Source organism: Oceanobacillus sp. FSL K6-0127, from assembly GCF_037983385.1.
In the GTDB taxonomy this organism is placed as follows: domain Bacteria; phylum Bacillota; class Bacilli; order Bacillales; family Amphibacillaceae; genus Oceanobacillus; species Oceanobacillus profundus.
Genome location: NZ_CP150287.1, coordinates 2,660,503 through 2,682,976, shown reverse-complemented (window position 1 = coordinate 2,682,976; position 22,474 = coordinate 2,660,503). Strand labels below are relative to the sequence as shown.

Here is a 22,474-nt window from a genome sequence, read left to right as displayed (position 1 = left end):
TCATGTATAGCATTATACTTCTCTAACTACGACACGAACTCCTTCAACTCTTACCACTTTAACAGACTTATTACGATCAATAAAGCTTCCTTCTGAGACAATATCAATTCGTTCACCGTCAAATTCTCCAATGCCGGATGGTCGTAAAGGGGTGGCAGTAATACCTTCCATACCGATTAACTCCAACCGATTTGTGGATGATACATATCCTTGCTCTGTTGCAGTACTATCCCTAAGAATAATATGTCGAAAAACCCCTTTATCCATGCCAATTCGTTTAAAAAGAATAATTGCAACAATTAGCGTAACAAGAAATGCAATTCCGATACTCATCGACATATGACCTAAATCGTATCCTGACATAAATAATGAACCGATGATGGCACCAATTCCAAGGAGTCCTAAAATCCCACCTGGGACAAAAAATTCAGCTACAATCAAAATAATACCTAGTACTAGTAGTATGACAGCTTCCATACCTGCTAGTCCTGCAACGATATGACCGTAGAAAAATAATAATAAAGAAACAATCCCCATTATTCCTGGTACTCCAAATCCAGGAGAATACAATTCCACGATTAAGCCAAGACTTGCCACAGATAGAAGAATTGGGATTACAATTGGGTTTGTTAGAAATCGTGCTACTTCCTCTGCGACAGTCGGTTCTGTCTCAATTATGGAAGCATTCGACAAACCAAGTTCATGCAGCAATTCCACTCGATCATCCACAATTCCATTCGCATAACCGACTTCTACAGCATCTGCTGGGCCAAGTGTTAAAAACCTTCCTTCAGGTGCCCCGTATTCAGGCAGGTCAATACTACTATCGGCCATAGCTAATGCATAAAGTGGATCTCTCCCAGTAGATTCAGCAGCACTTTTCATTGCCGCAAACCAAGCTGATTGCGCTTTTTCATCTGCTGCTGTACCATCAGAATTAATCACACCGCTTGCACCCATTGTTGCATGTGGCTTGAAGTAAATGGTTTCAGAAAATAACGCGATATAAGAACCAGCTGATAATGCCTCATTAACGATAAATGCTGTTGTCGGGATTGGTAGACCCTGGATAATTTGACCGATTTGACCTGCTGCATCGACCCTCCCGCCTGGAGTATCAATTTCAAAAATAATATGATCGGCACCAGCTTCAACCGCTTCCGAAGTTGTGCGCTCTAAAAAAGCCTCTAGCCCACGCTCTACTTCTCGTTCAATCGGTATAACATAAACTGACTTTCCACCACCTTGTTCCTCGGCACTAGCAATTGAAATATTATCCAAAACAAGGTAAATAAGTGCTATGGAGATGGCTGCAATTATGAGTATGTATTGTTTGAGTCGTTTCCTCGACATCATTATTCACCTCCCTCAGCCTGTTATCAATTAATACGGAAGTGGTATGGGATTGGTTTCAATTTTTAGCAAATAGAAAAGTATACATCATTTCAATTTGCACAAATGCACCAACGTATCGACCAAAGACCTAGCGACTAGTAGTTCTCTAACAGGAGTTATGTCATAATTAGATACTATCATAATCTTATCCATTGAGAAACTTTGATGGTGCTTATCTTCCACATTTCTAAAAGGCTTATAATTTTCATATTGAATAAAAGTGCAAGCGCCCGGTTAGCGACGTACGGAGGTGAGGCAAGTCTCGCTCTAGTCGTTGGGCGCTGGAGCTGGACGTAACTGTTTAGATAACTAAGTTATCCACAGCATTCAAATTTTTTCGTTTACTTACGAACAAGAAAAGAATCCCAAGCCTAATGACTTGAGATTCTTTAACTTATTATTGTAATTCTTGTTGTACAAGTTTTTTTATTTGAGAGCCATCTGCTTTGCCCTTAACCTTAGGCATTACAGCGCCCATCACTTTACCCATATCTTTCATTGATGTAGCATTTACTTCCTGAATCGTTACTTGGATAATTGAAAGTAGTTCTTCATCCGAAAGTTGCTTCGGTAAATACTTTTGTAAAATTACCAATTCATTTTCAAGTTTTTCAACTAAATCTTCACGTCCAGCAGATTTAAATTCTTGGAGGGAATCTTTCCGTTGTTTAACTTCTCTGGATAAAATTGTTAGATCTTCGTCCTCAGATAGTGTATCTTTACTAAGTTTAATCGATTCATTCTGGATAGAAGCTTTCACCATGCGAATAACGCTTAGCGTTTCTTTATCCTTGTTCTTCATAGCTTGCTTCATGTCTTGGTTCAATCGATCAAGTAACGTCATACGCTTGCACCCTCTTTAGAATTTACGCTTTCTAGCAGCTTCAGATTTCTTCTTACGTTTAACACTAGGTTTCTCATAGTGTTCACGTTTACGATATTCCTGTAGTGTACCACTTTTTGACACACTGCGTTTGAAGCGACGAAGAGCATCCTCAAGAGACTCGTTTTTACGAACGCGAGTTGTATTTGACATGCTAATTTCCCTCCCTCCGAAGCACAAAACCAATTTATACCGACATGACTACCTTCTCATGCCTTTTTAAAGTATAATATATTCCTACAATCTGGTCAACGATTATTTAACTAATTATACTAGTAAATACTTCTTTTATTACTAATTTTGCTGAATTAATAATCGTCAGTGCCTGTAATTCCATTGATAATATCGACTCCAGCACTAGCACCAATGCGGGTTGCACCTGCTTCAATCATTGCGTTCATTCCTTCTAAATCACGAACACCGCCAGATGCTTTAACCCCCATTTCGGCACCAACTGTCTCGCGCATCAGTTGAACATCTTCAACCGTTGCACCGCCACTTGCAAAGCCTGTAGAAGTTTTAACAAAATCAGCACCTGCTTCTTTTGCTAATTGACAAGCACGAACTTTCTCATCATCAGTTAACAAAGCTGTTTCAATGATTACTTTTGTTAAAGCTTTCCCTTTAGCCGCATTCACAACAGCTTGAATATCAGCTTTTACAAGATCGTCATTCCCAGACTTTAATTCTCCAACATTAATGACCATATCCACTTCTGTTGCACCGTCTTTGATTGCTTGTTCTGTTTCAAAAGCTTTAACAGTCGTTGAATTAGCTCCCAGTGGAAAACCAATTACAGTACAAACCTTTACTGTTGTTTCTTTTAAGTTCTCAAAGCAATAAGCAACCCAATGCGGATTGACACATACAGATGCAAAATCGTACTCCTTCGCTTCTTCAACCAATTTCTTTATTTGTTCCTTCGTTGTATCCGGCTTTAATTGTGTATGATCAATATATTTAGCTAATTTATTACTCACCTTAAACTTCCTTTCTAAATACGTTATTGATTAACTATCTTTTCACCAGCATGTGTTGCATGTTCCATAACCCTAACAAATGTACCTTCATTATATGGATATCCAGATTTCGTGATTTTCACACGAACAATCTTGCCAATCATGTCTGCAGTGCCTTCAAATTGCACTTTCATATAATTATCTGTATAACCTACAAGCAATTCAGGGTGGTTCTCGTCCAGGATACGCTCTTCCGGAATAACTTCGAGAACTTCATTCTCATACCCGGAAGCATATTCTTTCGCTAATTGGTCAGACAATGAAATAAGGCGGTGAACACGCTCTTCTTTCACTTCATCATCTACTTGATTATCCATACGTGCAGCTGGGGTACCAGTTCTTCTTGAAAACGGGAATACATGAAGCTCTGAATAACCAATCTCTTTTATAAAATTGTACGTTTCCATAAATTCTTCTTCCGTTTCGCCTGGGAATCCAACAATAACATCTGATGTAATTGCCAAGCCAGGTAACGCTTTTCGAATTTTACTTACCTTCTCTTTATAGAAAGCTGTTGAGTATTTTCTGCGCATTCTTGCTAAAACAGAATCAGAGCCAGCTTGTAATGGAATGTGTAAATGCCTGACAATTTTCTCTGATTTATCCAATACATCAATCACTTCGTCTGTAATTTGACTTGCCTCAATGGAAGAAATACGAATCCGTTTCAATCCTTCTACTTGTTCCAATTCCCTAAGAAGCATTGCAAAGTTATAATCCTTCATATCTTCACCATAACCTGCCGTATGGATACCAGTGAGGACAAGCTCTTTATAACCAGCTTCCACTAATTTCTCTGCTTGTCTGATTACATTCTCAGGTTCTCTTGAACGGAGTAATCCACGTGACCATGGGATAATGCAAAATGTACAGAAATTATTACAGCCTTCTTGAATTTTCAAGGATGCTCGGGTACGGTCTGTAAAAACAGGTACATCCATTTCTTCAAACACACGGTTTTTCATAATGTTAGAAACACCATTAACCGGTTCTTTCGTTTCTTGATGTTCTTCAATATACGTAAAGATATTTTTTCTTTCCTGTGTTCCTACTACAACGTCGACACCAGGAATTTCCATAATCTCACCTGGTGAAGTTTGAGCATAGCAGCCCGTTACACAAACAACTGCATTCGGGTTTTTCCGAATTGCTCTTCGTATTACTTGTCTGCTCTTTTTATCTCCGGAATTGGTAACTGTACAGGTATTAATAACATAGACATCTGAATCGTGATCAAAATCAACACGTTCATAGCCCTTTTCCATAAACATCCGCCAAATTCCTTCTGTTTCATAATGGTTCACTTTACAGCCTAATGTATGAAATGCTACTGTTGGCATTCCGAACACCTCATTTCTTCAAAATGATACGATATGCTTGCGAGCGCATAAAGCGCGGCAGTCTCTGTTCTTAAAATCCTAGGACCTAGCCGAACGGGAAGAAAATCGTTTTCTTTTAGTATGTTTACCTCTTTCTCAGAAAACCCACCTTCTGGACCGATACAAACTAGAATGTTTTGTCCAGCTTCAAATCTATTAACTATATTACCAAAAGTATTAGGGTTCGAAACCCTTGCCTCTTCCTCATATGCAAAAAGTTTCACATGATAGTTTTTGCTTTCTTCAATCAACATCTCAATCGACATTGGTTTTTTCATATGAGGAACTATATTACGATGACTTTGCTCACTTGCCTCTTTAATGATTTTTTCAAATCGTTGTTGCTTTTTTTCTGCCTTCTTTTGATCCCAAATTGCTATCGAGCGTTTAGCTTGAAATGGAATAAATGCATACGCACCAAGCTCCGTTCCTTTTTGCAGGACTAAATCAAATTTATCGCCTTTAGGGATACCTTGAGCAATTGTAACATTAATTGGTAATTCTGCATTTTCGTCAAGCCAAGTTTCAATTGTAGCTTGAATTTCATCACTTGTTACTTGTGAAATCTGACAGAGGGCAGCCTTACCATATTCGCTATTACAAATAATTTTATCCCCAATATTATATCGCATGACACGGGTAATATGATGAACATCATCACCTGTAATTCGAATTAGCTTGTCTTGAAAATGAGAAGATGGAACGAAATATCTTTGCATTTGCACACCCACTTCATGTATGTCACTTTTTTTATTTTTTTCTAGCTACAATGGAAATCCAATCTTCCATCTCATTTACAGCTATAATTTCGAAACCTTGTTCCGTAAGTTTATCTTTGACGAGTTGCTTCTTATTCTGAATAATTCCTGATGTTATAAATAATCCATCACTTACAAGATTATCCCATGCATCGTCCACAAAACGAACGATAATTTCTGCCAGTATATTGGAAACAATGACATTTACTTGTTTGTTTACGTGGTCAAGTAAATTATTCTGAGCAACAACAATCTGGTTATCAAGCCCATTTAGCTTTGCATTTTGCTGTGTACTTTTTACAGCTATTTCATCCAGGTCATATGCATAGACTTCTTTTGCGCCAAGCTTTGCAGCAGCAATACTAAGTACACCCGAGCCACAACCAACATCGATAACTGCATCATCACTTGTTAAATAGGTTTCTAACGCCTGCATGCTTAGCACTGTTGTAGGATGTGTGCCCGTACCGAAAGCCATGCCAGGATCTAGTTCAATAATGATTTCATCACTGGAAACTGGTGTATACTCTTCCCACGTTGGTGTTATGGTTATTTTTTGGGAAACCTTCACAGGTTTATAATATTTCTTCCACGCAGTTGCCCACTCTTCCTCATTAACCTCGCTTAAGGAAACATGGTTTTTGCCTAGATCGATATCATAAATCAATAAATTATTGATGGCTTGTTTTATTTGTTCCACCGTTTCACCGAGAAAGCTATTCATCGGTAAATAAGCCTTGATTCGCACACCTTCTTCAGGATATGCATTTGGATCTAAATCATAAATTTCTCCATAAACATTATCACGTACTTTTATTAAATCCTGCGGGTCTTCAATGACTAATCCACTTGCACCCGTTTCATGTAAAATATTAGAAATCGGCTCAATTGCTTCATTTGTCGTATGAATACAAACTTCAGACCATTTCATTATATTATTCACCCATTTCATTGGATAGTGACTCTCTTGGATATATACTGTGCTTCTTATCCTTCAAGATGCTCACCTGAAAATTATGTAGACGATGCTGCTGAACAGCATCGTTAATCACCTTTAAACGCTTTTTTAAAACGTTGGAAAATATTTTCGTCCTGTTCATCAGTAGATTCATTTCCACCAATTTCATTGAACTCACGAAGCAGTTCTTTTTGTCTATCAGTCAATTGTGTAGGAGTCATTACCTTCACTTTAATATGCTGATCTCCCTGACCACGTCCACGTACATTCGGTGCACCTTTCCCTTTAAGACGGAAGGTTTTCCCGGTTTGAGTTCCAGCAGGCACTTTCAGTTTTACTTTTCCGTGTACAGTAGGAACTTCGACTTCATCACCTAATGCTGCTTGGGTAATAGTTAATGGCAATTCACAGAAAATATGATCTCCTTCACGTATAAAGAAGTCATGTGGTCTAATCTGAACGACAACATACAAATCACCAGCAGGTCCACCGTTTTTACCTGGCTCACCTTTTCCAGTTACGCGAATTTGTTGACCTTCATCAATACCAGCAGGAATGTTGATATGAATTTTTTTGTTCTTTTTCACGCTTCCAGTTCCACCGCATGTATTACATTTATCTGGAATGATACTACCAGTTCCATTACAGTAATGACATACTCTACGGTTAACAACACGACCGAATGGCGTGTTCTGTTCTTGATTCAATTGACCAGATCCATTACAGTGTGAACATGTTTTCTTGCTTGTGCCTGGCTTAGCACCAGAACCGTTACATGTATCACATTCTTCTTCACTAGGGATTGTAATATCTGTTTCTTTCCCAAAAATTGCTTCTTCAAAATCTAATACCATCGTATATTGCAAATCTGCTCCTTGTTGTGGTGCATTTGGATCACGTGTACGACCACCGCCACCGAAGAACATATCAAATATATCGCCAAAGCCACCGAAGTCTTGTGCTCCACCGCCAAAACCACCAAAGCCCTGACCACTAGCTCCAGCATGACCAAATTGATCATATTGTGCACGTTTCTGATCGTCACCTAATACTTCATATGCTTCTTTAGCTTCTTTAAATTTATCGGCAGCATCGTCTGCTTTATTCACATCTGGGTGATATTTCCTTGCCAATTTCCGATACGATTTTTTAATTTCTTCTTTTGAAGCGCCTTTTTCGACTCCAAGTACATCATAATAATCTCGCTTGCTCAACCTTCTTCACTCTCCCGACACACTATAGCATAGGTTTTATCATATCATCAATGATTGCTTTATAGCAAATCATGATTTTCTTTAAAAAAGTCAAAGTCAAGAGAATCCTGACTTTGACTTTTGGTTAGGTCTATCCTTTATTCATTACTTACTTTTTTTCGTTGTCATCTTCAACTTCAGAGTAGTCTGCATCAACAACATCATCACTTGAATCATTTGCTTCCTGACCTTGCTGAGCTTGTGAATCTTGTTGCATTTGCTCATACAATTTTACGGATAGCTGTTGTACATGTTCTTGTAATGCTTCTTTCTTCTCTTTAATTTGATCGATATCATTCGCTTCAATTGCAGCTTTTAGTTCTTCTTTTGCTGACTCTGCTTTTTGCTTATCCTCTTCAGAAACTTTATCTCCAAGATCTTTAATTGTTTTATCTGTAGTAAAGATTAATTGGTCTGCTTCATTGCGTAATTCTACTTCTTCACGACGCTTTTTATCAGCTTCTGCATTTTCTTCAGCGTCCTGTACCATTTTTTCTACTTCTTCATCTGAAAGACCTGAAGATGATTTAATTGTAATAGATTGTTCTTTATTCGTACCCATATCTTTTGCACGAACATTAACGATACCATTTGCATCAATATCAAAGGAAACTTCAATTTGCGGAATTCCTCTTGGTGCTGGCGGGATATCCGTTAATTGGAAACGTCCTAATGTTTTATTATCTGCAGCCATTTCTCGTTCCCCTTGAAGAACGTGGATATCAACAGCTGTTTGATTATCAGCAGCAGTTGAGAACACTTGAGAATGACTTGTAGGAATTGTTGTATTACGCTCAATTAATTTTGTAAATACAGATCCCATTGTTTCAATACCTAATGAAAGTGGTGTAACGTCTAGTAGGACAACGTCTTTTACGTCACCTTGCAATACTCCACCTTGAATTGCAGCACCTAATGCTACAACCTCATCTGGGTTAACTCCTTTAGATGGATCTTTACCAATTTCCTTTTTAATAGCTTCTTGAACAGCTGGGATACGAGTTGAACCGCCAACAAGGATTACTTTATGAATTTCATTTGTTGATAACCCTGCATCTGATAGTGCTTTACGAGTTGGAATCATTGTGCGTTCAACGAGATCAGAAGATAATTCTTCAAACTTCGCACGTGTTAAATTCATTTCCAAGTGCAACGGTCCTGCTTCACCAGCTGTGATAAATGGTAATGAAATTTGTGTTTGAGATACACCAGAAAGATCTTTTTTCGCTTTCTCTGCAGCATCTTTCAAACGTTGCGTAGCCATTTTATCCTTCGACAAGTCAATTCCGTTTTCTTTTCTAAATTCTTCTACCATATAGTTAATGATAACATCATCAAAGTCATCTCCACCTAGGCGGTTATCCCCTGCAGTTGAAATTACTTCAAATGTACCGTCACCAATATCTAGAATGGATACGTCAAATGTACCACCACCAAGGTCATACACTAAAATTGTTTGGTCTTGATCATCTTTATCAATACCATATGCTAAGGCTGCTGCAGTCGGTTCGTTAATAATACGCTCAACTTCTAATCCAGCAATTTTACCTGCGTCTTTAGTTGCTTGACGCTCAGCATCATTAAAATAAGCTGGAACAGTAATTACCGCTTTATCAACCTTTTCACCAATATAATCCTCTGCATAAGATTTAATATATTGTAGAATAATAGCTGAAATTTCTTGAGGTGTATATTCTTTATCTTCAATTTTAACTTTGTAATCTGTTCCCATATGACGTTTAATGGACTGAATTGTATTTGGGTTTGTAATTGCTTGACGTTTTGCAACTTCCCCCACTTGTCTTTCACCATTTTTAAATGCAACAACAGATGGAGCTGTACGGTTCCCCTCCGGATTCGGAATAACTACCGCTTCGCCGCCTTCCATCACTGCTACACATGAATTCGTTGTTCCTAAGTCAATACCAATAATTTTACTCATAATTACAATATCCTCCTTAAACTACCTATCCGATTATTTATTCACTTTAACCATTGCTGGACGGATTACGCGATCTTTGAGCAGATATCCTTTTTGTAATTCTTCTACAACAGTATTCGATTCGATTTCTTCATCTTCGATTTGCATTACTGCGTGATGTAAAGTAGGATCAAAAGCTTTTCCTTCTGTTTCAATCACTTCAACACCTTGTGACTTTAATGCATCTTGAAATTGACGATATACCATCGTAATTCCATCAAAAAGACTTGCGTTTGCTTCCGTAACTTCTACTTGTAGAGCTCTTTCAAAATTATCTAGAGCAGGAAGCAGTTCATTGATTAAATCTTGTGATTTATACTTACGTTCTGCTTCTTTCTCTTTTTGCGAGCGTTTTTTGAAATTATCATATTCAGCCTGTAAGCGAAGCAATCGGTTGAATACTTCATCCTTTTCCGCTTTCAGTGCTTCATTCTCTGTTTTTAGCTCTTCCGTGCTAGCTGAATCAGTTTCGGTTGATTCCGTTGTCTCTTGATCGGCAGAATCAATCACTTCAACTTCATCATTGGTGATGGATCTCTCATCTGTTATTGTATCTTTATTTTGATCTTCCACCAATGCCACCTCCATATTAAAAAATTCTTAGAAAAATTACATTCGCCAAGGCTTTCAGCAAATGACTTCACCTGTGCATTGTCAATAGAAAAGTATTACTTTCCTATTTACCAAGTAAGACTATATCATGAATAGCATTTTAATGAAACTATATTGGTTACTGAACTAGCATAGATGCTAAGACCTAAGGTTAATTAATTGATTCATTTATGCATCATCATTTTTGTACCACATGTACAATGCGTCTGTCATTTCATTTGATAAGCCTCTTAGTAGAGTGATGACTTTTCTATACTCCATTCTCGTAGGACCAAGTAATGCAATAGTTCCCATATGGTCCCCTTCCATGTGATAAGAAGCAGTTATCAAACTTAAGTCCTTAATTGCTTCTACTTCGTTCTCATTACCAATCGTTACTTCAATACCACTTTTCGTGTTTTTGAGTAAATTAGCTATCTCGTCTTCTTTTTCCATCATGTTAAAGAATGAGCGAATTTTATCAACATCGTTGAATTCAGGTTGCATCAATATATTGGATTTACCTCCAATATATAGTTTGACAGGATGTTCACTCAAGAAAACAGATTTCAAATAGTCAAACGATGTATCAAAATCATCAATATACATCTTCATCAGTTGAGCAACCTCTGTTGCTAATTTCTCTTGCAATTGAACAATCGGCACTCCTTTAAGGCTATCATTCATTATATTTACCATTTTCTCTAGATCCGAAGCACGGACCTTTTCAGGTATTGAAAATGAACGGTGCTCCACATGTCCTGTATTTGTAACCAGAATAGCTACAGCGGTATGCGCTGAAAGCGGAAGAATTTGGATTTGTTTCAGTTTCGTTTCAAACATTTCTGGACCGAGAATAATCGATGTATAGCTCGTAAGCTTCGATAGAACCTCTGCAGACATTTGCACGATTTGTTCAAATTCAAAAAAGCCATCGTCGATAATATTTTTAATAATCGTTACTTCATTTGGGCTCGGACTTATAATCGGACCAATCAAATGGTCTACATAATAACGGTAGCCTTTCTCTGATGGAACTCTCCCGGAAGATGTATGAGTTTTTTCCAAGAAACCCAGTTCTTCTAAATCAGCCATCTCATTTCTAATCGTTGCTGCACTATATGGAAGGTTTTCTTTTTTAGAAAGTGCTCGTGACCCGATTGGATGCGCTGAATCAATGAAATCATCAATTATGACTTGTAAAATTGTAAGTTGCCTCTCTGTTAGCATGATGATCACTCCTGTTAGCACTCTATGTACCCGAGTGCTAATACTACTATAAAATTATCAAATGACTATTTTTTTGTCAATTAGAACGTCTTAATGCGTGTTCAAAAAGTAGGATGAAAAAGACCGAGGTCGTCTAAAGTCGCAATGTCATGGGGCTGCGATTACTTACCCCTAGAAAAGCCTTGTTGCGATGCCGACACTAGCACGTCCTGTGCGTCGCAGTTCGAGGCAGTGTAGCTTTGAGCAGACGATCTTGCACGCAGGAAAAAGTGATTTTCTTTTCCAAGGAGCGGAACGTATGCAGTTAATACGTGCGGAACGGACTTGCACAGGATGTGTGACTTCGACATTCGACAAAGGACGTGTCGATACTCAGTCGAAGGTCTACTGATTTCGATTTTTGTCATTTTCACCGGTTTTTTTGAAAAACCTCTCTTAGGAGATTGTTTCTATTGTAGGATCTCTGTCCAGCAGGAATTTTTCAAAGACGCGATTTCCAAGAAGCATCCCTTGTTCTGTTAACCGAATCGATTGAACATCCTCGTAAATCAAACCATTATTCAGTAGATTTTCAAGCTCTTTTTTATATAACCGTTCTATTTCGATTCCAAACCGCTCTTGAAAATGTTTCTTGTCAATTCCGTTTATTTTTCGAAGTCCTAGAAACATTTCTTCTTCAATTCTTTCTTTTATGCTAACCTTATCTACTTGCAATATTGGTTTTCCATCTGCAAATGCTTTTTTTACATAAGCTGGCAGTGGGCGAATGTTTGTAACTCGTTTTCCAGGTAAATAACCATGTGCCCCAGCACCAAAACCGTAATAATAATCGTTATTCCAGTAGGTTAGATTATGTTTGCTTTCAAATCCCGGCAAAGAAAAGTTGCTTACCTCATATTGATGAATGCCCTTCGATTTCATCGTACGCTTTAATATTTCATACATCATTACCTCATCGTCTTCCGGCGGACGATGGAGCTGTCCTTTTTTATGCTTTTGATAAAAAATAGTTTTTGGTTCAATTTGCAAAGCATACGTGGAATAATGTGGCAGCCCAAAAGAAAGGGCTTCATCCAACGAAGCTTGGAATTGCTCAACCGTTTGATTTGGTAGAGCATATATCAAATCAAGGCTCACATTTGCAAAATCACGCTGCTTCAGTAGATGCACTGTATCATAAACATCCTTCACACGATGCACACGACCAAGCTGTTCAAGCATCCTATCATCCATTACTTGTACACCAAATGATATTCGAGTGATACCATAGTCCTTTAATAATTTGGTTTTATCCGCATCAATATCGCCTGGATTTATTTCAATCGAAACCTCTTCAAAACTTGAAAAATCAAATTTTTTATTTAAAAATCGAAATAAAGTGTGTAATTGTTTCATCGTCAAGGCTGTTGGTGTACCACCACCGATGTACATTGTTCTCATCTTGTGCTTGTCGCCTGGCAAAGCAGTATCTATTTCTTGAAATAAAGCCTCTAGGTATTCTGTAGCTAGTTCCTCATTATAGAAAAACTTTACAAAATCACAGTAATGACAAATTTGTCTGCAAAATGGAATATGAATATAAACCGATTGTATGGATTCCATAAATTGTTCAACTCCCGTAAACGAAAAAGTCAAAAAGGAAAACCATCCCACAGAAAAGCTGTGTTCAAGTTCTCCCATAAGACACAATTCTATTAATTAATCGTCACCCATTTGAAGTACAGCCATGAACGCTTCTTGCGGCACTTCCACAGATCCAACCATCTTCATTCGTTTCTTACCTTCTTTTTGTTTCTCAAGTAATTTACGTTTACGTGAAATATCTCCACCATATAACTTGGCTGTTACATCCTTACGTACCGCTTTAATCGTCGAACGTGCAACAATTTTATTTCCAATTGCTGCTTGGACAGGAACCTCAAACTGCTGCCTCGGTATTAGCTCTTTCATTTTATCGACGATTTGTTTTCCACGATCATAAGAGAAATCACGATGGACGATAAATGATAAAGCATCAATTGTATCACCGTTAAGCAGAATATCCATTTTCACAAGCTGGGAAGGCTGATAGCCAATTAGTTCATAATCAAATGAAGCATATCCCTTTGTATGCGATTTTAACTGATCGAAGAAATCATAAACGATTTCAGAAAGCGGGATATGATAAATAACATTCACACGAATATCGTCTAAATACTGCATATCAATAAACTGCCCACGCTTCTTCTGAGCAATTTCCATTACTGCACCAACATAATCATTCGGTACCATTATGGTCGCTTTTACATACGGTTCCCGAATTTCCTGGATCACTTGTGGATCAGGCATTTTGGATGGGTTATCGACCGTTGTAACTTCACCATTCGTCTTTTCTACTTCAAAAATAACACTTGGTGCAGTTGTTATGAGATTAATATTAAATTCTCTTTCAATTCGTTCCTGAATAATTTCCATATGCAACAAGCCAAGGAAACCGCAACGGAAACCAAATCCTAGTGCCTGAGAGGTTTCCGGTTCATATTGCAAGGAAGAATCATTCAATTCCAATCTCTCTAATGCTTCTCGTAAATCGTTATAGTCATTTGAGTCAACTGGATATAGCCCACAGAACACCATAGGATTTAACTTTCGATAACCCGGTAGTGCTTCATCAGCTGGTCTATTCGCAAGTGTTATTGTATCTCCTACCTGTGTATCTCCAACGTTTTTTATCGATGCTGTTATATAGCCTACATCTCCGACAGTTAGTTCATTCTTAGCAAGTGCTTTTGGGGTAAATACACCAACTTCGTTTACTTCAAACTGTTTTCCAGATGACATCATTTGAATTTTATCTCCGACTTTAATCGTTCCTTCTTTAACACATACATAGGAAATAGCCCCACGATAGGAATCATATAAAGAATCGAATATCAATGCTTTTAATGGTGCTTCTGAGTCACCAGCGGGCTCTGGTACAACTTCTGTAATTCTTTCTAATATATCTTCAATTCCAATATTTGCTTTTGCTGAAGCAAGAATTACTTCATCGCCATCAATACCAAGCACATCTTCTAATTCCTTTTTAACACGTTCTGGATCTGCACTTGGCAAATCAATCTTATTAATGACAGGAATTATCTCTAATTCATTTTCCAATGCCAAATAAACATTAGCTAAGGTCTGAGCCTCGATCCCCTGCGCGGCGTCCACGATAAGGATAGCTCCCTCACAAGCAGCGAGACTTCTGGAAACCTCATATGTAAAATCGACATGTCCAGGCGTATCAATTAAATGAAAGATAAATTCCTCTCCACTTTTGCTCGTATATGACAATTGAACAGCATTAAGCTTAATAGTAATCCCACGTTCACGTTCTAAATCCATTCCATCCAGTAGCTGTTCCTTCATTTCACGTTTTGTAACAGTTTGTGTATTTTCTAAAATTCGATCTGCTAAAGTTGATTTCCCATGGTCAATATGAGCTATAATCGAAAAATTACGTACTTTTCGTTGTTTTTTCACCATTCGTGTTGCTCACTCCTACAATACTTTCAATCCACTATCCGGGTGAAAGTTTCAAAATAAAAGCCAATAAATACTAGGTTGATTATAGCAATAGAGGCTGTTATATTCAAGAACAAACGCATAAACGGCCAGATTTATATCAATCTGAATGAGATGCAGTACGATTACATCCCTTTGGATGATTTCCAATACGTTTTGATAAACCACCGATATCATCACTTAATCTTTATAACCTAGAAAAATAATTGAGCAGTTTGATATAACACTTGCATTAATAGTTCAAAAAAGCCTTTAACCCCAGCCCCTAATATAGATGCGGCATTTTGAGTATATTGCACAGCAGTGTCCTTGCCCGCATCAGCCATCGGTTGACTTACTGGTATCGTAACTGTTTCAGCAGTAGATGCTTGCTCCTCTGTATCTTCTATTACTTCAACAACAGCGTCGTCTTCCTCTGCTGTTTGGGGTGCTTCTTTGTTCATCCCATATACTATCCCTGATAGAAAGAAAACTGCGAGTAAAAGTAGAATTAAAATAAATCGCATTGACCGTACCTCCTATGGATTTGCTTGTACTGCTTCTGCATCCCAATAATAATCACTAAATACATCTGCAACTGCATCTGCCGCTCGGTATAATTCATCTAAATTATTGTCAACACCGCCAAATTCAATTAGAACCGCATTATCTGAGAGATCTTGATTATAAATGCCGTCAACACCTGAACCTTCTTTCTGGACAACACCTCTGCTTATGCCTGGATACTTTTCTTCAATCAAGTCATGTAACTCAGAAGCTATTTTTATGTTTTTCTCATGTTCAGGGTGCTCCATTCCAACAACAAACATAATTCTGGCATACGATTCACCATTTATCACTTTTGTTGTCACATCTTTACGAGCTGAGTCCCGGTGCAAATCAAATACAAATTGGATTTCATCATTCATTGCTATTGCCTCTTCTACAAATTCTCGAGAGGCATCATAAGCTTGCGAGCGCTTCATACCTTTATCATTAAGTACTTTGTCAATATCCGTATCTTCTACCTCAGCCCCAATCCCTTTTGCCTCAAGGGCTTTGGCGAGATGGTCACTTACCTTTGTAATATTCACCTCACCATGGAAAGCGAGATCTGGATCTGTAACGTCTGGTAAATGTGGTAAGAATGATTCACGTGTATGTGTGTTATAAATATAAACCACTTTTCTACTATCTGTTGTTGGGGTTTTATTTTCACTACCTTCTTTATCCTCTTCTTTTTGATCCTTCTCCTCATTCGGTTCATCGATTAAAGCCTCACGGTCTCTCAAAACTTCTTCAAGAGGTGGTGACGATTCAAAAGGCAGGTTTGTATAGTTTGTTCCTTCACCAGCAATTAATATTTGCCTATCATAGATAGAAAATCCAGGAATTTCATTTCCCAATAGACTCCTTGGATCATCCGGCTTTAAATTCGTAGCAACCTGAAAGAGCACACTTGAAAGCTTAGGTAGTTGGCGATCCTCCGGAAATGCTTGTTTAAAAGCTCGATTTTCCATACTTAGCAAGTTATAAAATACAAAACCATCAATATCTCTTGTCCATTCTGTTAATAGACTGGATGAGAAACGGTATGCCGGCTGTACAGTTGTTAAAATTCCTATACTGATAAATAGGATAAGGATACTAATAAGATAAAGACCACTTTTCCTATATATGCTATGCCCATTTCGATTTAGGTGATTGTTTTTCATAAAAATACATGATCCCACCTTCCTGACAGTTAACTCTTGTTTTAAATCTATGAGTTAAATGTGGAAGGTAGAACCATGTTTCTAAAAAATAGAGCCAATTAATAGAGTAATCGGCCCCCTTTTTAATTCATCGACTGTATGAAGCAAAATTATCGACGTTCACATTTTCATGAAGGGCAGCATTTAAACCATTAGCAATGACATTCGCCATGTCAATCATAAACCCATCAACTTCTTTTGGCGTAACCATCAAATTATGCCCTATAGGTGTTAATACCTCTGAAATAAGCTTTCGTTTCTCATCTTCAGAAAGTCCACCAACCATCCCCAAAACGGTTTGACGCTGCTCATCATTCGGCAAATCAGCTTCTGTTAACTTCTTCCCGCCGAATGCCATTCCCGCCGGTGCTAGAGATTTAGACGGATTATCTTTCTCATTCCATTCACGTCCAAAGTGTTTTAATAGAAAATCGATTGTATCACTAGTAATTGTTACAGCATCAACAACCGTTGGTACACCAATTGCTAAAACCGGTACACCCAATGTTTCCTTGCTTATTTCCTTTCTTTTATTTCCAACACCTGATCCAGGATGAATTCCAGTATCGGAAAGCTGTATGGTTTCATTCACCCGCTCAATTGATCTGGAAGCAAGCGCATCAATTGCAATAACAAAATCAGGTTGATACTTTTCCGTAATCCCAAAAATAATATCACTTGTTTCAATACCTGTAACTCCCATTACTCCGGGGGTTACAGCTGCGACTTCACGATACCCTTCAGCTACTGTCTCCTGCTGAAGTTTAAATAAATGACTTGTAACAAGTATTTTTTCAACAGCCATTGGTCCTAAAGCATCTGGTGTAACATTCCAATTTCCAAGACCAACAATTAATCCAGTGGCATCGGTCGGTATATTATTGCGAACAAGCAGTTGCTCAATTTCCTTCGCAAGTACTTTGGCAGCAGCTTCTTGTCTAGCTGTATCCTGTTTTTTAACACCATCAGCATAAATCGTTACATAATTTCCTGGTTTTTTCCCAAGCAATTTTGCTCCTGTTTCATCAATATCAACGTAAGAAATTTTTATATCGGCCTCGTGTCTTTCTTTAAACGTAACACCTTTTAACTCACTTTCTTTTTCCACTGTCTCTGTATACATATCCCTAGCTTCAACCGCTAAATCTGTCCGTACCTGGAACACCTTATTTTCATCAGCCATTAGCTTGTCTTCCCTTCATTCAATACTTACAATACTTATCAGTAATAGAATGAACCATTGACAAAAAAACATACGAAATGTTCCATGTTCTAACAATTTTATTGAAAACATCCTGTTCCTTTGGTAAAATACTCTTTGTCCACATTGAAAGTTAAACGAATGTAATGATTGACTTTGATAGGATTATTGAACATTATTACGAAACGCTTAGAATTTCGTTCATTTTTAGGAGGTGAATTAAATGGCTAATATTAAATCTGCAATCAAACGTGTAACGGTTAACAATAAAAAACGTGCGAATAACGGACCACAAAAAACAGAAATGCGTTCTGAAATCCGTCGTGTAGAAAATTTAGTTGAGGCAAATGACGTGGAAAACGCAAAAGCTGCATTAAAAAATACTGTAAAACGTATTGACAAAGCTGTTCAAAAAGGACTTATCCACAAAAATGCTGGAGATCGTCAAAAATCCCGTCTTACTAAAAAAGTAAACAGCCTATAAAACGTAAAAAACGATCCTTCATGGATCGTTTTTTTAATGGCTCAGAAAGATTAAATATGAATATGAATGCTGTTGATTTTGCTGCCGAAACAGCCACGTCCACCTCTACACACTGCTATTCAAGAACTTTCCTTTTTTGCACTACGAAGCCGTTTGAATTAGATCATAAAGCAGAAGTTCAAAAGCGAGGTCCTTTTCCATTTTACCTTGCTTCATTACTGCATCTGTATCTGCCAATTTCCGGATAACATCCTGAAGTTTTTGAGTAGAAAATTGTCTTTCTCTGCTTAAAGCAATTTTTACGACGTATGGATGGGCACCGATGCTTTTTTGTATTTGGGATTGTCCATAACCTTTCTGCTTCAATAGCTTGACGCGCAGTATAGTTCGAAATTGAAAAGCAAGCAGACCAATCAAGGCAATTGGTTCTTCTTTCATTTTTTCTAAATCCTTAAATATAGCAATTGCCTTATGTAAATTCCGCTCCATAACAGCATCTACCAGTCGTAATGATGAGCTGCTTGAGGTGTGTGAGACTAGGTTCTCAGCGACTTCTTTGGTAATTACACCACCCTCTCCAACATATAGAGCTAACTTCGATAATTCATTTTCCAGCAAATGAAGATTTGTAGACAATTCAGTTTCGAAAATTTCGTATGCATCTCGATCAATTGTTATTTGTAGTTGGTTTGCTAAAGTATTAATCCACTGTGTTAACTCTTGCTCTTTCACTTCGTTGCAAACTGCGATCGTTGCATGCTTTTTCAATTGCTTACTGATTTTTTTCCGTTCGTCGATTTTCTCATACGGCGCCATAAGCACAAGCACAGAATACGATGCTGGTTCACTTAGATAACGCTCTAGAGATTCCAGTCTATGCTCAAATGGTAATTTACCGGGCTTGGCCTTTAAAAATTCAGGGTTGGTGGCAATGACTAGTTTTTTTTCTCCAAAAAACGGGTAGGTTTCTGCATCGGCAACAACTTCTTGAATCGGCGTTTCTTCAAGATCGTATAACGACAGATTCTCCTCTTCTCCATTCAAGACACGTTTAGTTAATTCCTGTTTTAAATTTTGCAAGAAAAACGACTCTACACCATACGCAAGATAAACAGAGGAAATTTGGTTTTTCTTTAATTGCTTGACTACTTCTATATAAGACATCTATAATCCACTCCAACTTAATATAGTTATAATGGTAAATCGGAACAGATGGAATGGCAAGAACTTTTGTTTGAATAGAGATGCCTTCATATCGAAAGCACCTCTAAATGCATCTATATAAACGCCTGATATTCAGCTCTAGAAACTGTACAGCAGACGATATTTTCACTTGTCATTAGCTTATACTGACACAGCAAAAGTATAGATGTTAAGTCTTACTAAATATGGTGATGAATAATTTTAAAAACACCTTTTTAGCATTAAGTAGATTTTTTTTATCATTTAATTTATACTAATGTTGATGACATAGGAGGGGTATATTGTGAATGAATTTGAGAAAGATGTGCAGTATAAAGGAAATGATGTAGTTGACTCCGCTCTAGGATTTGTTTTTTCATTCGTTTTCTTTTTCTTAATCTTTGCGGTCGGAGCGGCAATTAGTTTCTTCGGATAATAGCAGGCTGTACATGTAATCGTTACCTTTTACCTAAAATTTGTTGAAAGAGACTGTATCCCACAGTCTCTTTGTTCATTTCATTTGTCTTCTCCACGTAGTTTATGTAAAAACGGGAAAAATGTTCCTCCATCATCGTACTTAAATTGTACCGCGCCATGTTGATCGGTTCGTAATATTTCCACATCAAACTTTTCAAGTGTTTCTAAAACCTCTGGTGTCGGATGCCCGTAGGAATTATCTACCCCAACAGGAATGAGAGCAAATCTTGGATCAGTCGTTTCAATAAAGTCTTGATCTGTAGATGTACTGCTCCCATGATGTGCAACCTTTAATACATCCACCGACAAATTAGGATAGTTTTGTATTAACACGCTTTCTTCCGTTTTTGTAATATCACCTGTAAATAACCAGCGTACTCCACCAAATTCGGTAAATACTACAATGGAATTTTCATTTGATGATGCACGATCTTGTTCTGGGGCAAGCACATGTAATTGTTGATCGGAAACCGTAATTATATCTCCACCCTTCACTAGAACCAATTCCGGTTTCTTTCGTATCTGCGACCATTTTTGCAACACAGATAAATCAAAATATCTACTTACAATTAATTGTTCAACTTCCATTTCTTTGAAAATAAATTCAGCGCTCCCTATATGGTCCGTATCCTCGTGTGTAAGTATAAGTGAATCGAGCTCTCTAATACCGCGAGAATAAAAGTAGGGTCGTAATATCTGCTGATAAACACTATCTGTAGGATTCATATCTTCAAAAGAAAATCGAGAACCAGCATCAATCATGATGACGCCTTTCCGATATGGCAGTTCAATTAAAAACGCGTCTCCTTGGCCTATATCGAACATTGTTACGGTTCCCTCCGAGGAAAAATACGGTCTAGCAACGATACCCATTATCAACAACGTCATTAACAAGCCTGAACGAAAGGCTTTAATCAACATCCCTCGTTCCAAATCATGCATAAACAAAAGGAACAACCCAAAATAAATAATTATCGCGATAAACGGAAATCCTGAGGTTAAAAATGGATAGTAAAGAACAGAATCGATTAAATCAATAAAAGCAATAATCATTTGATGAATAAGAAAAAATAATGAATCCAATAAATTGATAAATACATTCGGCAAAAAGCTTAACGGAACAAGTATATACATCAACGGAATAACAAAAACGGTAAAATAAGGAATCACAATTAAATTAAGTATAATGGATAAAGGTTGGAAAATAGAAAAGTAATTAAATTGAATTGGAATAATAACCATTTGGGAGACGAAGCTAATTTGTAGTAATTGCCAGAAGGGAGATTTCGTTCCACCAACCCAATTCTTCGATAAAAGAATGGCAAACGTTACGAGGAAAGATAATTGAAATCCTACATGATACATAATAGTATTATCAAGAAATATGAGTAAAATAAACACAATGCTCAATATATCTGTATAACTAAAACGAAAGTTAAATTTATTTAGCAGAATGAACAGCACCACCATGATCGATGCCCTCCATACAGAAGGATCACCACCTGCTAACAGAGCATAAACAGGTAAAAAGAAAACCATAAGCCATTGCGCTTTTTCTTGTGTAAGCAGATTTAGCTTTACAAGTAAAAAATAAAACAACGCAACAATTAAACCGATATTGGAGCCAGAAATAGCGATAATATGCGATAGACTCCAACGTTGAAAAATATCCTCTGTTTCCGAATCCATCTTTGAATCATCACCAAACACAATAGCAGTTAACCATGAAGCAGTATATGCACTAAACCGACTTTCTACATGAGTTAGCAGCTGTTCGCGCAGCATATAAAAACGTTCAAGAAACTTAGAGCCGCCACATTCTACGTGTGTTAAATCTTCTAGTATAAGCTGGTAGGTTATGCCGCTTTTCAATAAATATTCTCGATAGTCAAACTGGGCGGGGTTTCTGCTTTTATTCGGAAGTTCCACACTGCCACTTACCACACAACTTGCGCCATACTTGAAGCTATCTAGGACGGGTTCAATCTCGGCCGTTTGTTTATTATTATCAGGAAAATAAAGAATGAGGATGTTTTGTTTTGAATGTTGCTCTTCTAGGACAAATTCCAGCTTGTCTTGTGTTAACTGGACAGGGGATACAATTTCACCAATATAATGCGCGGTCTCACTTGATAATGCTGTGGAGGATTGACTAGTCGGTGGAGGGATATAAAGTGAAAAAAAGAAGAACATGATTAATGAAATGAAAATCGGAACTTTCTTTAATCTTCCATGAAAGTATAAGTACGATATCCAAAGTAAGAAAACAATAATTATCCAATCATTAGCGAAATAAATTCTAACAATCGCTGCACCTACTGCGAGCGCAGCAAAATGCCAATATCCTTTCAATTGAAAATTCACCTATTTCCGTTTATGAAATTGTTCTTTAGGCAGAGAGCTT

The 22,474-nt window shown here is 37.5% G+C and carries 20 protein-coding genes; 2 read left to right on the top strand and 18 right to left on the bottom strand.

The genetic code is table 11. The features are described 5' to 3' along the window. Positions 1-12: 12 nt before the first annotated feature. From MHH64_RS13240 to gpr, 16 genes are all read right to left on the bottom strand, one after another. Entirely contained in the window at positions 13-1,356 is a 1,344-nt protein-coding gene (locus MHH64_RS13240; protein ID WP_118889125.1) for a nodulation protein NfeD, read from the bottom strand. A 436-nt stretch (positions 1,357-1,792) separates the two neighbouring features. Next, a complete protein-coding gene (locus MHH64_RS13235) occupies positions 1,793-2,239 on the bottom strand; it encodes a GatB/YqeY domain-containing protein (protein ID WP_095307048.1) in 447 nt (148 codons plus the stop codon). A 15-nt stretch (positions 2,240-2,254) separates the two neighbouring features. After that, positions 2,255-2,431 (bottom strand): 30S ribosomal protein S21, encoded by a 177-nt coding sequence (gene rpsU, locus MHH64_RS13230; RefSeq protein WP_010650937.1) that lies wholly within the window; start codon positions 2,429-2,431, stop codon positions 2,255-2,257. A 155-nt stretch (positions 2,432-2,586) separates the two neighbouring features. Next, the gene (gene deoC, locus MHH64_RS13225; protein ID WP_118889124.1) at positions 2,587-3,258 is read right to left on the bottom strand and encodes a deoxyribose-phosphate aldolase; all 672 of its coding nucleotides are present in this window, start codon (positions 3,256-3,258) and stop codon (positions 2,587-2,589) included. A gap of 23 nt (positions 3,259-3,281) precedes the next feature. Further along, on the bottom strand, positions 3,282-4,637 hold the full coding sequence (mtaB, locus tag MHH64_RS13220; RefSeq protein WP_095307050.1) for a tRNA (N(6)-L-threonylcarbamoyladenosine(37)-C(2))-methylthiotransferase MtaB: 1,356 nt from the start codon (positions 4,635-4,637) through the stop codon (positions 3,282-3,284). Beyond that, on the bottom strand, positions 4,625-5,395 hold the full coding sequence (locus tag MHH64_RS13215; RefSeq protein WP_118889123.1) for a 16S rRNA (uracil(1498)-N(3))-methyltransferase: 771 nt from the start codon (positions 5,393-5,395) through the stop codon (positions 4,625-4,627). The genes mtaB and MHH64_RS13215 overlap by 13 nt, the downstream gene beginning before the upstream one ends. Positions 5,396-5,426: 31 nt before the next feature. After that, positions 5,427-6,365, bottom strand: a complete 939-nt coding sequence (gene prmA / locus MHH64_RS13210; protein ID WP_118889122.1) for a 50S ribosomal protein L11 methyltransferase — start codon at positions 6,363-6,365, stop codon at positions 5,427-5,429. Between the two features lie 113 nt (positions 6,366-6,478). After that, positions 6,479-7,606, bottom strand: coding sequence for a molecular chaperone DnaJ (dnaJ, locus tag MHH64_RS13205; RefSeq protein ID WP_095307054.1), 1,128 nt, complete (start codon positions 7,604-7,606; stop codon positions 6,479-6,481). Positions 7,607-7,754: 148 nt separating this feature from the next. Continuing rightward, entirely contained in the window at positions 7,755-9,587 is a 1,833-nt protein-coding gene (gene dnaK / locus MHH64_RS13200; RefSeq protein ID WP_095307055.1) for a molecular chaperone DnaK, read from the bottom strand. 33 nt (positions 9,588-9,620) lie between these two features. Beyond that, positions 9,621-10,199, bottom strand: a complete 579-nt coding sequence (gene grpE / locus MHH64_RS13195; RefSeq protein ID WP_251659031.1) for a nucleotide exchange factor GrpE — start codon at positions 10,197-10,199, stop codon at positions 9,621-9,623. Between the two features lie 207 nt (positions 10,200-10,406). Beyond that, positions 10,407-11,447, bottom strand: a complete 1,041-nt coding sequence (gene hrcA, locus MHH64_RS13190) for a heat-inducible transcriptional repressor HrcA (RefSeq protein WP_095307057.1) — start codon at positions 11,445-11,447, stop codon at positions 10,407-10,409. A gap of 435 nt (positions 11,448-11,882) precedes the next feature. After that, positions 11,883-13,049 (bottom strand): radical SAM family heme chaperone HemW, encoded by a 1,167-nt coding sequence (hemW, locus tag MHH64_RS13185; RefSeq protein WP_095307058.1) that lies wholly within the window; start codon positions 13,047-13,049, stop codon positions 11,883-11,885. Between the two features lie 96 nt (positions 13,050-13,145). Beyond that, positions 13,146-14,954 (bottom strand): translation elongation factor 4, encoded by a 1,809-nt coding sequence (gene lepA, locus MHH64_RS13180; protein ID WP_095307060.1) that lies wholly within the window; start codon positions 14,952-14,954, stop codon positions 13,146-13,148. A gap of 233 nt (positions 14,955-15,187) precedes the next feature. Further along, positions 15,188-15,499 (bottom strand): hypothetical protein, encoded by a 312-nt coding sequence (locus tag MHH64_RS13175; RefSeq protein ID WP_095307062.1) that lies wholly within the window; start codon positions 15,497-15,499, stop codon positions 15,188-15,190. 12 nt (positions 15,500-15,511) lie between these two features. Beyond that, positions 15,512-16,687 carry a stage II sporulation protein P gene (locus MHH64_RS13170; protein ID WP_340001886.1) on the bottom strand — a complete coding sequence of 392 codons (1,176 nt, stop codon included), beginning with the start codon at positions 16,685-16,687 and terminating at the stop codon, positions 15,512-15,514. A 127-nt stretch (positions 16,688-16,814) separates the two neighbouring features. Further along, positions 16,815-17,909: a GPR endopeptidase gene (gene gpr, locus MHH64_RS13165; RefSeq protein ID WP_340001885.1), complete on the bottom strand. Its 1,095-nt coding sequence runs from the start codon at positions 17,907-17,909 to the stop codon at positions 16,815-16,817. Positions 17,910-18,150: 241 nt separating this feature from the next. Here gpr and rpsT point away from each other — a divergent pair, with 241 nt between their 5' ends. Next, a complete protein-coding gene (gene rpsT / locus MHH64_RS13160; RefSeq protein WP_095307068.1) occupies positions 18,151-18,411 on the top strand; it encodes a 30S ribosomal protein S20 in 261 nt (86 codons plus the stop codon). A 141-nt stretch (positions 18,412-18,552) separates the two neighbouring features. Here the strand turns inward: rpsT and holA are convergent, their stop codons facing one another. After that, positions 18,553-19,575, bottom strand: coding sequence for a DNA polymerase III subunit delta (gene holA / locus MHH64_RS13155; protein ID WP_251659033.1), 1,023 nt, complete (start codon positions 19,573-19,575; stop codon positions 18,553-18,555). A 322-nt stretch (positions 19,576-19,897) separates the two neighbouring features. Here holA and MHH64_RS13150 point away from each other — a divergent pair, with 322 nt between their 5' ends. Beyond that, positions 19,898-20,029, top strand: coding sequence for a YqzM family protein (locus MHH64_RS13150; RefSeq protein WP_095307072.1), 132 nt, complete (start codon positions 19,898-19,900; stop codon positions 20,027-20,029). An 80-nt stretch (positions 20,030-20,109) separates the two neighbouring features. Here MHH64_RS13150 and MHH64_RS13145 read toward each other — a convergent pair whose 3' ends face one another. Further along, complete coding sequence (locus MHH64_RS13145) at positions 20,110-22,422, bottom strand: DNA internalization-related competence protein ComEC/Rec2 (RefSeq protein WP_340001884.1); 2,313 nt, start codon at positions 22,420-22,422, stop codon at positions 20,110-20,112. Positions 22,423-22,474: the final 52 nt, after the last annotated feature.